This is a genomic window from Bradyrhizobium sp. 521_C7_N1_3, from assembly GCF_052075975.1.
Classification (GTDB): Bacteria; Pseudomonadota; Alphaproteobacteria; order Rhizobiales; family Xanthobacteraceae; genus Bradyrhizobium; species Bradyrhizobium japonicum.
The window spans coordinates 1023334-1038264 of the sequence record NZ_CP197232.1 but is presented as its reverse complement, the minus strand read 5'-3'; the positions used below and the strand labels follow the sequence as shown (position 1 = coordinate 1038264).

Sequence of the window (14931 nt, the reverse complement as noted above, 5' to 3'; positions counted from 1 at the left end):
GACGCGCTGTTGATCGCGGCCTATTGGCCACGCGCTGCATTGCACGCTAGACTTCTTCCGAAGTCATCGGGGACGGATTCATGCGGCGACTGGTTTCAGCGGCTCTGGCGCTGTTCGGCGCATTGCTCTCTCCTGCTCTCGCCCAGCAGCCACCTCAGCGCAGCGAATGCCTGGCGATGGCAAACGCCGTGCCCCGCGCAATGCCGGCCGCCTTCCGGCAGGCCGCAGGCTCGGCTGAAGTCCAGATCACCTATGCCGGCCATTCCACCTATTTCATCGACACGCCCGGCGGCTTGCGCATCGCGACCGACTACAGCGGCGCCTACCAGGTCGGACGTCTGCCCGATGTCGTCACCATGAACCGGGCGCACAGCACCCACTACTCTCTATTTCCCGACAAGCGCATTCCCCATGTGCTGCATGGCTGGGGCGAGGACGGCAAGCCGGCCATCGTGTCGGAGCGCATCGGCGACACCTTCATCCGCAACGTCACGACCGACATCCGCCGCTATTTCGGTGACGATTCCGGCACCGACATGATCCGCGATGGCAATTCGATCTTCATCTTCGAGGTCGCCGGGCTCTGCATCGGCCATCTCGGCCACCTCCACCACAAGCTCGACGAAAGCCATTTCGCCCAGATCGGGCGGCTCGACATCGTGATGGTGCCGATCGACGGCACCTACACCATGTCGCTCGACGGCGTCTCCGAGATCACCAGGCGGCTGCGCGCCTCTGTGGTGCTGCCGATGCACCGCTTCGCCACCCCGCTCGACGAGTTCATGCACCTCATCGGCCGGCAGTTCGAGATCGACCGGCGCAGCGAGCGCTCCTTCCGGATGTCGCGGGACGCGCTACCGACGACGCCGACGGTCATCATCCTCGACGGCGTCTGACGCGCAATTTTCTCCAAGTCGATTGACGTTCGTTCGTGCTGATCTCCTCACGACAGGAGATCGACATGACCGACTTTGCCAGGCTTTTGCACGCGGACGGACCGAACCCCGAGCACGCGGCGGCGCTCCAGCTCTACGGCCGCTTCGTCGGCGACTGGGATGCCGGGATCACCGCTCATGGCCCCGATGGAACCAGGCACACCGCGCCCGGCGAAATCCATTTCGGCTGGGTGCTGGAAGGCCGCGCCGTTCAGGATGTCTGGATCATTCCCCGCCGCGCTGGTGCGCCGGCGTTTCCGATCGCCGGCAATTGGTACGGCACGACGCTGCGGGTCTATGATCCCTCCATGTCCGCGTGGCGGATTTCCTGGTTCGATCCCGGTCGTAGCGTATTCCGCCAGCAGATCGGCCGTCCGCGCGGCGCGGACATCGTGCAGGAAGGTACGACCGATGCGGGCGACCTGACACGTTGGAGTTTCACAGAGATTGCCGAAGATTCCTTCCATTGGCTCGGCGAAGTGAAGCCGGCCGCGGCCGCCGATTGGCGGCTTGTGGTCGATGTGCAGGCGAAGCGGCGCAAGGGCTAACGACGGCGCCGCTGTGCTCGCGATGACGGGTGCGGTTGCGCAGCACGCGCAGCTGGATGCGAAGACGAGATGCTAGGCTCCCCCCACAAGAAACATGAGGGAGCGAATGCCGATGGCTGCAAGCGGTGTGCCCGCCAACACGAGCGGGCTATTCGTCGAGCCGCGCGAGGACTGGCTCGCGCAATATCAGGAGGAGATCATCGATCCCTTGCGGCCGATCGTCGATCCTCATCACCATCTCTGGAATCGCGGGCAGCGCTATCTGATCGAGGAGATGGCGGCCGATATCGCCTCCGGGCACAACATCATCGCCACCGTCTATGTCGACTGCCGCTCGATGTATCGCGCGCACGGGCCCGAGGCATTCCGGCCGGTCGGCGAAGTCGAGTTCGCCAACGGCGTCGCCGCCATGAGTGCAAGCGGCGGCTACGGCACGGCCGCGATCTGCGCCGGCATCGTCAGCCACGTGAACCTGCTGCTGGGCGATGCCGCCAAGCCGGTGCTGGAAGCCGAGATCGCGGCGGGCAACGGCCGCTTCCGCGGCATCAGGCATTCCTCGGCCTGGGACGAAGACCCTGTCGTCGCCGGCATGTATGCCAACCGGCCGAAGGGGCTGTTGCAGGATCCGACCTTCCGCAAGGGCTTTGCCTGCCTTGCGCCGTTGAACCTGAGCTTCGATGCCTGGCTGTTTCACCCGCAGATCGGCGAGCTGACCGAGCTCGCGCGCGCCTTTCCCGACACCAGGATCGTGCTCGACCATTGCGGCGGCCCGGCCGGCGTCGGTCGCTTCGCCGGGCGGCGCGAGGAGGTGTTTCCGCAATGGCGCGCCTCGATCCAGGAGATCGCGAAGTGCGAGAACGTCTCGGTGAAACTCGGCGGGCTCGCGATGTGCCTGCTCGGCTATGACTTCCATCTGCGCGCGAAGCCCCCGTCATCGGAGGAGCTTGCCGCGGCCTGGCGGCCCTACGTCGAGACCTGCATCGAGGCGTTCGGCCCCAGGCGCGCGATGTTCGAGAGCAATTTCCCGCCGGACAAGGGCCAGTGCAGCTACCAAGTGATCTTCAACGCGTTCAAGCGTATCGCGGCGCCCTTGAGCGAGGCCGAGAAGACGGCGCTGTTCTCGCAGACGGCGAGCGATGTCTACCGGCTCGAACTGCCGTCATGACGAGAAGAGGGGCCGGGATGTTGGTCCCGGCCCCTCTTCCGTCGTGGCCGCTGGGAAGCGTCCTTGGATATGTTTGAACTCTAGCCAGCCCCCAACAGCGAGGCGGGGCGGCGCTCGCCGGCGGAGACGAACATCCGCTTGAGCTTGTTGACGACGCGGATCAGGAATCCGATCATCACGGGATTGGTCTTGCGGCAGAACGCGATCTTCTTGACGTGGCCTTCGACATGCCATTTGGCATGCGCGCCGTCGCGGAAGAAAATGACGTCGCCGGGGCCATAGCGCTTCGGCGGCATGCCGTCGCTTTCGAGCACGATCGATCCTTCCATGATCATGATCGTCTCGTCGATGTCGTAGTACCAGTTGAAGCGGCCTTCGGTGCACTGCCAGATGATGGTCGAGGCGGTGCCGTCGGCGCTGGTGGACAGGATGTGCGAGCGCGACACCGGATTGCCTTCGATGATCCAGGACGGCTCGATCGGGCGCAGCTCGAGATCCACGTTGCAACTACTGATTTCAATCAATGACGGCGACATCTGCTTCCCCAGGGGATATAATAATGTAGGGCCGCGTCTGGGCCCGGATTGTTTCTAAAGATGTTGGGAACGCTAGTAGCCGGTTTTTAATTCTTTCTTACGCAGGCGCCGACAATCAGCCGCAAGTTGCAGGTGCGACGAGGTTAACGTCGGGATTTGCCTGCAAATTCGCGCACATGAACCCATCTTTTCCGGGGTGCGACAAAGTGCGCGAAAGTGACCATCGAAGGAGTCCGCACCGATGCCGCTCACCCTGGAGGTTCTGACAACCCAAGGCGAGGTCGTCGCCTGGCTCGGCAGCCTCGATGTTTCCTTCGCAGCCGAAGAAGAGCCCTGGTTCACGATCGACGGCGTCGAAGACCCCCGGCAGATCGGCAGCGACGGCAGCGGTGGCACCTTCGTGCTGCTGCCATCGCGGAATGTGCTCTACGTCTCATCGGAGGGCCGCGCTGGAATTATCGCCGGCACGTTCGAGGCCTTCATCCAGCTCGTTGTCGCTCGCCCCTACTGGCTGGACATCCTCAAATTCTCCGCCGGCGGCGATCTCACCGAGATGCGGCGCGCGGCGGATGCGCTGGAGGCGACACTCGATGAGGAGGATGACGTCAACGCGGCCCGTGAGGAAATTCGCGGGAGCCTCGACCTGCCCGAGGCGGACGATCCCATCGGTGCGCTTTACGAGGCGGTCGCCACGTCCGACGCCATCGTGCGGGCCACCGACGGCAGCCCGTTCACGACGCTGTTCAACCGCTTCAGCATCGACAACAACCCGATGCTGCGCAACGCGGCGGCGTGAGGGCACGTGACGCCAGCGTTCGGGCTTGAACCCTCCACCATCATCGTCATGGCCGGGCTTGTCCTGGCCATCCACGCATAGCAGCAGCGGACTACTTCGCCCACTCGCCCTTGCGGAACACCGGCACCTTGCTGCCGTCGGCGAGAATGCCGTCGATGTCGGTCTCGGCAGAGCCGATCATCCAGTCGATATGGATCAGGCTCTGGTTGCCGCCTTGCGCGGCGATCTGCTGCGGCGTCAGCTGCGCGCCGTTGACGAAGCATTTCGAGTAGCACTGGCCGAGCGCGATGTGCGAGGCCGCGTTCTCGTCGAACAACGTGTTGTAGAACAACAGCCCGCTCTGCGAGATCGGCGAGGAATGCGGCACCAGCGCCACCTCGCCGAGACGCCGCGCGCCTTCGTCGGTGTCGAGCACCTTGTTCAGCACCTCCGCGCCGCGCGAGGCCTTTGCGTCGACGATCTTGCCGTCCTCGAAGCGCACCGCGATGTTGTCGATCAGCGTGCCCTGGTAGGACAGCGGCTTCGAGCTCACGACATGGCCAAAGACGCGCCGGCAATGCGGCGTGGTGAAAACCTCTTCGGTCGGGATATTGGCGTTGCAACTGATGCCGTTCTTGGACAGCGAGGCGCCGCCCTCCCACTCGTGTCCGTCGGCAAGCCCGATGGAGAGGTCGATGCCGGGACCTGAATATTGCAGCGCGCGAAAACGCTGGCCGTTGAGCCAGTTGGTGCGCTCGCGCAGCACCGCATTATGGCTCGCCCAATTGCCCATCGCATCCTCGCGGTCGACACGAGAGGCCGCGAAGATCGCGTCTGCCAGCTTGCCGATCGCAACGTCCTCGGGCTCATCAGGGAAGACCTGCTTGGCCCATGACGGACTCGGATAGGCAATGATGTTCCAGTTGGTGTCGAAATTGACGATTTTTTCCAGCGCCGGCTGATAGGCCATCGAATTGGCCTTGCTAGCGCGCGCCACCTTGGCAGGATCTTCGCCGGACAGCAGCATCGGATTGTCGCCGACGATGGCAAGCCGCGCGGTGTTGTCGGAGAACGCCTTGGCCATGCCCTCGTAGAGCCAGTTGGCGGCACGATCGAAGCTGTTGTCCTGGCCGTAACGGTAGCGCGCCAGCGTCATCTCCTCATCCGACAGGATCGGCGTCACGATGCCGGCACCGGCCTTGTAGGCGTGCACGGCGATCCGCCGCACCAGCGGCAGCGCGATCGCGGGCGCCGTCAAGAGCAGATCCTGTCCCGGCCGCAAGCCCAGGCCCACCTTCACCGCCACCTCGGCCAGCCGGTCGAGTTTCACGGGATCGATGGGAGTGGGCGTATCGCGGTGATCAGTCATGCGGGGTCCTCTGCCGAAGGTCTCTCGTTCAATCTAAGTCTAGCATCGCAGGGCGCAAGTGCGCGAGCGCCTTGCGACACGGAGAAGATACGCAGTTTCACGCATTTTGGTTTTCAACGCGTTGCCGATTTCAGCACCCGGTCGACCATGGCAGGCGCAAGGCCGAGGTAATTTTTCGGTGAAGTCAGCGCTTCGATCGTGGCACGGTCGATCCTGCTCGATACGCGGGCGTCGGACGAGAGCGCGTCCGCCAGCGTCAGACCCTTCTCATTGGCGAGCCGGCAGGCATCATAGACCACGTCGTGCGCCTCCTGCCGCCCGATCTGCGGCGCCAGCCCCATCATGACCGCTTCGGCCACGATCAGGCCGCGGCTGATGGCGAGATTGTCGTTCATCTTCCTTTCATCGACGATGAGGCCAGCGAGCGCGAACTTCGCCTGGTGCAGCGCGCCGGCGGTCAGCACGAAGCTTTCCGGGATCGCCATCCATTCGGCATGCCAGGGCCCGGTGGCGCGCTCGAAATCCTGCACCATCGCATCCAGCATCAGACCGGCATGCTGGCGCACCGCCTTGGACGCCGCGAGCATCAGCTCCGAGGAGATCGGGTTGCGCTTCTGCGGCATGGTCGAGGAGGCGCCGCGGCCCTTGACGAAGGGCTCGTAGACCTCGGCGAGCTCGGTCGAGGCCATGATCATGATGTCGAGCGCGATCTTGCCGAGCGAGCCTGTGACGAGCGCGAGGAAGTTCACGGCCTCGGCAAAGCCGTCGCGCGCGACGTGCCAGGTCGAGGCGGGAACGCCGAGCTCGAGCTCGGCGCAGAGCGCCTCCTGCACCTCGAACCCCTTGCCGCCGAGCGAGGCCAGCGTTCCGGCGGCGCCGGCGAACTGTCCGACCAGGACGCGCGGCTTCAATTGCACGAGCCGCTCGGCGTGGCGATCGAACATCGCGAGCCAGATCGCGGTCTTGTAGCCGAACGTCACCGGCAGCGCCTGCTGGAGATGGGTGCGGCCGGCCATCGGCGTGTCGCGGTAGCGCTTCGAGAGGTCCGCGAGGATGTTCCGCAGCCCGGCGATGTCGCGCTCGACGATCCCGAGCGCGGCGCGCAATTGCAGCACCACCGCGGTATCCATGATGTCCTGCGTGGTCGCGCCCCAATGCACGTAGCGGCCGGCCTCGCCGCATTGCTTCACCATCTGATGCACCAGCGGCAGGATCGGATAGCCGACGATGTCGGTCTCCTGTCGCAGCAGATCGAAATCGAATGCGGCGACGTCGGTGCGCGCCGCGATCTGGTCGGCCGCTTCCTGCGGGATCACGCCGCACTTCGCCTCCGCCTTCGCCAGCGCCACCTCGACCTCGGCATAGCGCGCCACCAGCGCGACGTCGGAAAACACCTCGCGCATCTCGGGCGTGCCGAAGGCGTCGCGGAACAGCATGGAATCGAGCACGGTCGTCGAGGCGGGAAAAGCGGGCATGGGCGTTTCTTTATGATTGGCGTTTGTGTGAGAGCAGCTTACGCGGGCCGCGCTGTTCGGCAATGGACATTCATGGCTCGCCACACGTTCGATGCCGTACGACGACATTGCGACGGCGCATCGCTCCATCACCCCGTCATCCTGAGATGCGAGGCGTGCGATGCGCAGCGGCGCACGAACGGCCTCGAAGTGATGAGCGGCCGCGATGCAGCCGGGCCGTCGCCCTTCGAGGACCGTGACAAGGCGGCCACTTCAGGGGGACGGGGATAAATTGTGCGCGCAGCAAGATCGGGCCAAGCGCGCAGCCCGCGACAGTCCACCAGACCCGCCACATTCTCATTCAAGTTGTATTCCTATCCGAAAACGGCATGGCAGCCATCACGCGATCGTGGTGAACCCGGCAGGCCGCAGCGGACACACAACCTTAGAGTCGAAATCCATTCTGATTTCATCATTGCCTGATGTCATTGCGAGGGTTGAGTTTTCGACGTGCAGTTTATGTTCCGGGACCACCTTCTCGACACCGACCGGCGCGAGCTGAGCCGCGAGCAGGTTCCCGTGGCCGTGGAGCCGCAGGTCTTCGACCTCGTCGTCCACCTCATGGAAAACCGTGACCGGGTGGTCAGCAAGGATGAGCTGATCGACAAGATCTGGCACGGGCGCAGCGTCTCCGAATCGACCCTGACCAGCCGGATCAACGCGGCGCGCAAGGCGATCGGCGACAGCGGCGCGAACCAGGCGCTGATCCGTACCATCGCGCGCAAGGGCTTTCGCTTCGTCGGCGCCGTCCAGACGCAGCGCGCGGCCGCGCCGGAGCCGGGCCGTGTCGCCCAGGCGCCGCCGGCTACGCTCGCGCTGCCCGATCGTCCCGCGATCGCCGTGCTGCCCTTCACCAATATGAGCGGCGACCGCGAGCAGGACTATTTCTCCGACGGCATCAGCGAGGACATCATCACGGCGCTGTCGAAGCTGCGCTGGTTCTTCGTCGTCGCCCGCAACTCTTCCTTCGTCTACAAGGGCCGCGCCGTGCATATGCACGAAGTCGCGCGCGAGCTCGGCGTACGCTATGTGCTCGAAGGCAGCGTGCGGCGCAGCGGCGATCGCCTGCGCATCTCGGCGCAGCTCAACGACGTCTCGACCGGCAGCCATCTCTGGGCCGAGCGCTACGACCGCGAGCTTGCCGACATCTTCGCCGTGCAGGACGAGATCACCGAGGCGATCGTCGCCGCGATCGAGCCGCAGCTCTATACCGCCGAAAGCTTTCGCGCCCAGCAGAAGCCGCCGGGCAGCCTCGACGCCTGGGACCTCGTGATGCGTGCGCTGTCGCATTACTGGCGCATTACGCGCGAGGACAACGCCGCCGCGCAAGGACTGCTGGAACAGGCGACCGCGATCGATCCCACCTATGGCAAGGCGCTGGGCCTGCTCGCGACCAGCCATATCTTCGGCGCTCATATGGGCTGGGCCGACATGGCCATGACCGTGCCGGTCGCCGAACGCGCGGCGCTCGCGGCGGTGGAAGCCGATCGCGAGGACGCTTGGGCCCATCACGGTCTGGCTTATACCTATTTGTTCCGCCGCCGCTTCGACGACGCGCTGGCGGAGTTCGAGCTGGCGCTGCAACTCAATCCGAATTTCGCGATGGCGCACGCTTTCTACGGCGTGACGCTGTGCTACGCGGGGAGATGGCAAGACGGCGATGCCGCCGCACGCCGCGCGCTGCGGCTGAGCCCGCGCGATCCGCTCGCGGCGATCTATTGCGGCGTTGCCGCCTATGCCCAGTTCATCGGCCGCAACTATGAGGGCGCCGTCCAGATGGCGCGGGAATCGATGCGGCAGCGCGCCGATTTCGTCGGCGCCCATCGCGTGCTGACGGCCGCCGCCGGCATGTTGGGCGATCCTCAGCTCGCGGCATCTGCGCTGCGGGGCCTGCAACGCACCCAGCCCGGCATCTCGCTGGCCTGGCTCACCCGCGAGCTGCCGATGCGGCGGGCAGAGGATCGCGAGCACTATCTGCAGGGGTTTCGGCGCGCCGGGATGAGGTGATGCTGTTTACCCTCCCCCGGAGGGGGAGGGTAAGAGCGCTTCTACTCCTGCATCATCTCGCCGCTGCCGCCGAACTCGGCCGGAAAGTCCTTCAGCTTCGGCAGGCCGTCGCGCATCGGCAGCACCGTCTCGGAATAGTTGACGTGGACGCCGGGCGTGAAGGCGAGCGTGGGGATGGTGGCGGTGAAGACGTCGATCAGGTCCAGCGGCGGGTGGTTGGTCATGAGGTGACCGCCGCATTTCTTGCAATATTTGCGCTGGCTGAGCGGCGTCTTGGCAAAGGTCTCGACGTTCTGGGCGCCTTCGGCAATGCGCACGGCTTCCGGCTTCCACAGGCTGAAGGCATTCACCGGTCCGCCCGACCAGGAGCGGCAGGAGCGGCAATGGCAATAGCCCATCGCCGCCGGCTCGCCCGTGACCTCGATCGTGACCGCGCCGCAGAAGCAGTTTCCGACATGTTTCATTGGGTCGTCTCCGTTGATGAAGGTTGAAATTCCTTTCCCCGCCCCGGCTCGCCGATAAAGCGGCAAAGGCGGATGCGGGGAGAGGCGTCGGAGTGGAGGGAATCACCCCGAGGGACGTTGAAGGCTGGAGGCCGGCAACGTCCGTTACGCGCTTCGGTTCCGCCACGCGTCCTCCTTTCGGTGGACGCGGCGGAAAGATGCTACGGCTATACCGATCTGCGCCAGGGAATAAGCATCGACACCCGTTGTTTGTACTGCCGGTATTCGTCGCCGAAGAGATCGACGAGGTCGTGCTCCTCCAGCGCGATGCCGACGAAGATGTAGAGCGTGGTCACGACCGCGAACAGCAGATGGCCCGCCGTCATGACCGGCGCCGCCCAGAACGCGATGATGAAGCCGAGATAGATCGGATGACGAACGAACTTGTAGAACAACGGCGTCTTGAAGCGCGGCGGCGCCGCCTCATTGCCCACGAGATGGTTGGTCACCTGGTGCAATCCGAACAATTCGAAGTGATTGATGATGAAGGTCGAGGCGAATACCAGCACCCAGCCCGCGAGGGACAGCGTGACCACCGTCACGGCGAGATCCGGGTTTCCGACGTCCCATACGACTGCAGGCATCGGACGCCACTGCCAAAACAGGAGCAGCAATGACAGGCTCGCGAACAGCACGTAGGTCGAACGCTCGACCGGCTTGGGGACGAACTGCGTCCACCACGCCTTGAACTGCTTGCGCGCCATCACGCTGTGCTGAAGGGCGAACAGCGTCATCAGGAGTAGATTGATGATGACGGCTTCGGCCGTCGGCGTGTCGGTTCCGGTGTCGATGGTCTTCGGCACCACCAGCCCCATGACGAAGCCGATGGCGTAGAGAATGGTGACGAAAAACACGAGATATGCCGCAATTCCGTACAGAAAGCCGATGAACTTGAAAATGCGTGAGCCCGCAACCTCCGGGCCGATGGAATGAAGCTGGTGATCAAGTTGGGTCATAGAACGCTCCGTTGTGCCGAGGCATCGGCACTGTTTAGTGTCCGCACCATGCCGGATCGGACACCCCCTGACTTTCGCGGACGGTTGATTTTCGCCTGAGACGACTTTGATTTTTGCTTGAGACGATAGAAGCGTGCGATTTCTCTTTGAAAACAACGTGCTCGACGGCGACCTGCGGGAACTGACCTGCCGCGGCGCGGCCGTGCCGCTGCAACCGCAAGTGTTCGATCTGCTGCTTTATCTGGTCGCGCAACGCGCCCGTGTGGTCAGCAAGGATGACCTGATCAGCCAGATCTGGAGCGACCGCATCGTCTCGGATTCCGCCCTGAACAGCCGAATCAATGCCGCGCGCAAGGCGCTTGGCGACGACGGCGCCACGCAGCGGCTGATCAAGACGATCCCGCGCAAGGGCTTCCGCTTCGTCGGCGAAGTCCGGGAAGATGTGGCAACGACGCTTGCGCCGGTGGAACCCGGCCCTGCCCCGGTGCGCGCCGTGACGGACCGCCCGGCGATCGCGGTGCTCGCCTTCGAGAACATGAGCGGCGATCCCGCGCAGGACTATTTCGGCGACGGGATCAGCGAGGACATTCTCACCGCGCTGTCGAAGCAGCGCTGGTTCATGGTGATCGCCCGCAATTCGTCCTTCACCTACAAGGGGCGCTCGGTTCATATCAGGCAGATCGCCGAAGAGCTCGGCGTCCGCTACGTCGTCGAAGGCAGCGTGCGCAAGGTCGACAACCGTGTGCGCATCACCGCGCAGCTCAACGACGCCACCACCGGCAGCCATCTCTGGGCCGAGCGCTACGACCGCGAGCTTGTCGACGTCTTCGCCGTGCAGGACGACATCACCAACGCGATCGTCGCGGCGATCGAGCCGCAGATCCATGCGGCCGAGAATTTCCGCGCCGACCGCAAGCCGCCCGCGAGCCTCGATGCCTGGGACCTGCTGATGCGCGCGCTGTCGCACTATTGGCGGGTGACGCAGCAGGACCACAAGGCTGCGCAGGCATTGCTCGAACGCGCCATTTCGATCGACTCGAACTACGGCCAGGCGCTGTCGGTGCTCGCGGCAAGCCACATGTTCGGCGTCCATCTCGGCTGGGCGGAGCTTGCCACGACGGTGCCGATCGCGGAGGCCGCCGCGCTCGCCGCGGTGCGCCATGACCACGAGGATGCCTGGGCGCATGCCGCGCTCGGCAGCGTCTTCTTCTCGACGCGCAGGCTTTCCGACGCGCTGTCCGAGTTCGAGCAGGCGCTCGCGCTCAACCCGAACTTCTCGCTGGCGCAGGGCTATTACGCCCTGGCGCTGTCCTACGCCGGTCGTTCCGGGGAATCGTTCGATGCGGCGCAGAGGGCGATCCGGCTCTCGCCGCGCGATCCATCACTGGCGATCTATTACGGCATTGCCGGCTATGCGCGCTTCACCGAACGGCATTACGACGAGGCGATCGCGCTGGCGCGCGAGGCGATCCGCCATCGCGGCGACCTCACCGGCGCCTACCGCGTGCTCGCGGTGTCCGCCGGCATGACCGGCGACGGCGCGCTGGCCGAGATGGCGCTGGGCGAACTCCGCCGTACCCAGCCCAACATCTCGCTGCACTGGATCGCAACGCAGCTGCCCTGGGCCAGTGACGCCGATCGCGAGCACTATCTGGAGGGGTTCCGGCGCGCGGGGTTGCAGTAGAGACCCGTCTGGCCCGCGTTACATCACGCGCTTGCGGCGCAGATGGACGACGACGTCGAGCCGCGCGATCTCGTGGCCGGGCAACGGCTGCGGCACCTTGCTGAAGGCGAGCCCGCCGGCGACGTCGACCAGCACGTCCTCGCCCTCCAGATAGAAATGCGGATGCACGGACGTGTCGGTGTCGAAGAACGACTTGATGCCGTCGGCCGCGATCCGGCGCAGCAGGCCGGCCTCGGTGAACTGGTTCAGCGTGTTGTAGACGGTTGCGAGCGACAGCCGCAGATTGGCGGCCGTCGCCTCGTCATAGAGGCCTTCCGCGGTAACGTGACGGTGATCGCCCATCAGCAGCATCCGGGCGAGCGCCATGCGATGACGCGTCGGCCGCAAGCCGGCATCGCCAAGCAATTGCGCGCAACGCGCTGCAGCCTCGTCCGCGAGCTGCGCGGCGACATCGTCTGAATCCGCTTCAGGAAGGGTGGAGAGGACATCCATCGCCGCTGCGTCTCGCGGTTGACAGGGGCGCACGTATCTTGCGCATCCCGCCATCCAATCGCAAAAGCGGCGCGTACGCCTTGATCCGGATCAAATCGGGCGATGCTGCGGTTATTTTGCCTTGGCCTGTATCGGCTTTGGTGCCGGCACGGCGGCCCATTCCTTGTCGGCGCGGGGGCCGTTGAGATCGCCGGTGAGGCCGACGAGCTGGCCGGGCAGCACGTCGAGGGTCTGCTGCCAGGTCTGGGTCTGGCACAGGAACTTGATCAGGCAGCCCCTGAGCTTGAGGCGATCGGCGGAGTCGCGCCACAGCGAGACCGAATAGGATTTGCCGTCCTCGGCATTGTAGATCTCGCCGGCAAACTGTCCCTCCGGCGTCGCCTGCAAGCCCATGATGAGCTGATGGCCGAGCAGCGCGCGGGCGCGCTTGTCGGGATCGGGGTTCTCACTGTCGCGATAGGGCTGGCCGCGCTTGTCGGCCGGCTCCTTCATCCAGACGATGAAGCCGCAGATGCGGTCGCGCGACGGCCCGCAGCGCTCGAGTCTGATGCGCGCGCGGCCGTCCTGGACGAGCCAGGTGCCGCTGGGATCGGGCGGCGCCGCGGCGCCGGCACGGCCGCCAAGGACCATCATCAGGATCGTGATCGCAACGCGCAGCACGAAGCGAAGGACAAGGTTCATCAGCGGCATCTTTCGTTGGATGGGTCGCGGCGTCAGTTCAGTTGCGCCATCAGCGCGTCGGCGCCCTTGTCGAGGCCGGCGGTGGCAGCGGCGAGCGCGCCGGCGGTGGCCTTGATGTCGTAGGCGGCAGGGTATTGCTTGGTGACGTAGGCGGAGAGCAGGCGCGCGGTGGCGGCGTCGAAGATCTCGACGCCGTAGATGACCGAGCCGGTCATGGTGCCCTCGCCGTCGCGCGCGGCCTGCACGCCGTTGTAGACGGCGCCGGCGACGTCGAAGCGGGAGAGCGTGCCGAGCACCGGCGTGTTGGCGACGGCGCCGGTGAGTGTCAGCCTGATCCGCAGCGTCTCCGGTCCACGCTCGCGCACCAGCGCGAAGCGGCCGCGCAGACCCTCGGCGAAACGGGTCTGCATGTAGGCGGCAAGCGTCGCCTTGTCCTTGTCGGACATGTCGCCGAACTGGTGATCCCTGCCGCGATAGACCACGACCGGTTCGAGGATGACTCGATGATAGGCGCGCCAGTCGACCGGCGTGGAATAGCGGTAGGGCACGCGGCCGGAGGCGTCCGACTTGTCCGGCGCCATGTAGGCTGAGGACGCCATCCCGGAATACGGCACGGGCGCGACGGCGGCACAGCCCGCGACGGCTGCGCCAAGCAGCAGCGTTCCCAGACCGCGCAGGGCGATCGAGCGATTCATTCCAGACTCCTCTCGCGGCTTGCTGCCAGGGCAGTGGCGACCGCAGCCGCGTACGGGACCAGACGCGGCTGCGGCGCTCACTAGTGCCAACCCGAGGCTTCGTCCGGGGCCATCTCGGAAGCCTTGGGCCGTCTCAGTATGTCCATTAATAAAACCGACTGGGCGGTTTGTAAAGTTCAAATACGCGGGCCTGGCACATTTGGCCGCAGGCGCGGCTTTGGGCAGCGATCGGCGGAAAATCGTTAACGGTGAATCAGGCGCGCTTGCGCGGCGTTGCGGCCTTCGCCGCCGAAGGCGCACCGGATTTGGCGGTGCGCTTGGCGGCCGGCCGTTCGAGGCCGGTCCACTGCGCGTCGTCGAGCAGGCGCGCGAACAGCCGCTGATGCTCGTCCTTGCTGAGCGGCGACATGCCGAACAACGAGCTCAGCAGCAGTCCCATCGCACCGGCCCAGCGCAGCATCGCGAGATCAGGATCAGCGGCCTCTTCCCTGATCGCCGCCATCCTCTCCATCTCGCGCTCGCGCGGCAGCGCCATCAGGCTGGGATTCTCGACCATGGCCGCAACCAGCGCCAGCGCGGCAGAATTCGGCGAGATGGCCGCTTCGCGCACGGTCGCGAGCTGGGTCGCCAGGTTGGGATTCGCGGAGGTCGCACTCACCTTTGCCATGGTGCTGGTGGCGAACTCCTCGAAATGCGCCATCTGCCGGTCGAGCAACGCCTTCAGCACCGCTTCCTTGGTGCGGAACTGATGCATCACGCCACCCTTGCTGAGTCCACTCTCGCGCGCGATCGCATCCAGCGTCAGCCGGCCCGGCCCGTCGCGCGCGATGATCGCGATGGCCGCTTCGAGCGCGGCGTTACGGGATCGTTCGGAGCGGCTGGCATTGTCCATGGCCGACTTGTCTCCGTGACAAGACAATGAATCAAGTGAAAACAGGACGCGCTGTACATTTTTTGTGCGAACACTGTCGAGACTTTCATCTTGCGGCCCCGAATGAGACTGTGTGAGCCTCGATATCGGATGGGGACTGGGATGGGCTGGCCGGGGCTTCGCGCGCCATGACGTGCGAA

At 65.1% G+C, this 14931-nt stretch carries 15 protein-coding genes; 6 read left to right on the top strand and 9 right to left on the bottom strand.

From position 1 onward, the window contains the following. Window positions 1–80 precede the first annotated feature (80 nt). From AB7008_RS04820 to AB7008_RS04810, 3 genes are all read left to right on the top strand, one after another. Window positions 81–896, top strand: coding sequence for an MBL fold metallo-hydrolase (locus AB7008_RS04820; RefSeq protein WP_014498445.1), 816 nt, complete (start codon window positions 81–83; stop codon window positions 894–896). A gap of 65 nt (window positions 897–961) precedes the next feature. Beyond that, window positions 962–1483, top strand: coding sequence for a hypothetical protein (locus tag AB7008_RS04815; protein WP_248881274.1), 522 nt, complete (start codon window positions 962–964; stop codon window positions 1481–1483). 112 nt (window positions 1484–1595) lie between these two features. Beyond that, on the top strand, window positions 1596–2648 hold the full coding sequence (locus tag AB7008_RS04810; protein ID WP_028148670.1) for an amidohydrolase family protein: 1053 nt from the start codon (window positions 1596–1598) through the stop codon (window positions 2646–2648). A gap of 80 nt (window positions 2649–2728) precedes the next feature. Here AB7008_RS04810 and AB7008_RS04805 read toward each other — a convergent pair whose 3' ends face one another. Continuing rightward, entirely contained in the window at window positions 2729–3184 is a 456-nt protein-coding gene (locus tag AB7008_RS04805; protein WP_028157215.1) for a cupin domain-containing protein, read from the bottom strand. A gap of 241 nt (window positions 3185–3425) precedes the next feature. Between AB7008_RS04805 and AB7008_RS04800 the strand changes: the two genes are divergently transcribed. Beyond that, window positions 3426–3980, top strand: a complete 555-nt coding sequence (locus AB7008_RS04800; protein WP_041956392.1) for a hypothetical protein — start codon at window positions 3426–3428, stop codon at window positions 3978–3980. Between the two features lie 91 nt (window positions 3981–4071). Here the strand turns inward: AB7008_RS04800 and AB7008_RS04795 are convergent, their stop codons facing one another. Together AB7008_RS04795 and pcaB are read right to left on the bottom strand one after the other, a co-directional pair. Next, window positions 4072–5328, bottom strand: a complete 1257-nt coding sequence (locus AB7008_RS04795; RefSeq protein ID WP_041956394.1) for an aminopeptidase — start codon at window positions 5326–5328, stop codon at window positions 4072–4074. A gap of 113 nt (window positions 5329–5441) precedes the next feature. Further along, the gene (gene pcaB, locus AB7008_RS04790; protein WP_441258526.1) at window positions 5442–6803 is read right to left on the bottom strand and encodes a 3-carboxy-cis,cis-muconate cycloisomerase; all 1362 of its coding nucleotides are present in this window, start codon (window positions 6801–6803) and stop codon (window positions 5442–5444) included. Between the two features lie 489 nt (window positions 6804–7292). Here pcaB and AB7008_RS04785 point away from each other — a divergent pair, with 489 nt between their 5' ends. Beyond that, complete coding sequence (locus AB7008_RS04785) at window positions 7293–8849, top strand: winged helix-turn-helix domain-containing protein (RefSeq protein WP_441258525.1); 1557 nt, start codon at window positions 7293–7295, stop codon at window positions 8847–8849. Window positions 8850–8890: 41 nt separating this feature from the next. Here AB7008_RS04785 and AB7008_RS04780 read toward each other — a convergent pair whose 3' ends face one another. Then, window positions 8891–9313, bottom strand: coding sequence for a GFA family protein (locus AB7008_RS04780; protein WP_028160049.1), 423 nt, complete (start codon window positions 9311–9313; stop codon window positions 8891–8893). Window positions 9314–9519: 206 nt separating this feature from the next. Further along, window positions 9520–10308, bottom strand: coding sequence for a methanethiol S-methyltransferase (mddA, locus tag AB7008_RS04775; protein WP_028160048.1), 789 nt, complete (start codon window positions 10306–10308; stop codon window positions 9520–9522). A gap of 133 nt (window positions 10309–10441) precedes the next feature. Here mddA and AB7008_RS04770 point away from each other — a divergent pair, with 133 nt between their 5' ends. Next, window positions 10442–11992, top strand: coding sequence for a winged helix-turn-helix domain-containing tetratricopeptide repeat protein (locus AB7008_RS04770; RefSeq protein ID WP_041956401.1), 1551 nt, complete (start codon window positions 10442–10444; stop codon window positions 11990–11992). Window positions 11993–12010: 18 nt separating this feature from the next. Here the strand turns inward: AB7008_RS04770 and irr are convergent, their stop codons facing one another. The 4 genes from irr to AB7008_RS04750 form a co-directional block, all read right to left on the bottom strand. Continuing rightward, window positions 12011–12484, bottom strand: coding sequence for a Fur family transcriptional regulator Irr (gene irr, locus AB7008_RS04765; RefSeq protein ID WP_041956404.1), 474 nt, complete (start codon window positions 12482–12484; stop codon window positions 12011–12013). A gap of 111 nt (window positions 12485–12595) precedes the next feature. Further along, window positions 12596–13165, bottom strand: coding sequence for a DUF2147 domain-containing protein (locus AB7008_RS04760; protein ID WP_028160045.1), 570 nt, complete (start codon window positions 13163–13165; stop codon window positions 12596–12598). Between the two features lie 32 nt (window positions 13166–13197). Continuing rightward, the gene (locus AB7008_RS04755) at window positions 13198–13860 is read right to left on the bottom strand and encodes a DUF3313 domain-containing protein (RefSeq protein ID WP_028160044.1); all 663 of its coding nucleotides are present in this window, start codon (window positions 13858–13860) and stop codon (window positions 13198–13200) included. Window positions 13861–14113: 253 nt separating this feature from the next. Beyond that, window positions 14114–14752, bottom strand: coding sequence for a TetR/AcrR family transcriptional regulator (locus AB7008_RS04750; protein ID WP_028160043.1), 639 nt, complete (start codon window positions 14750–14752; stop codon window positions 14114–14116). Between the last annotated feature and the right edge of the window lie 179 nt (window positions 14753–14931).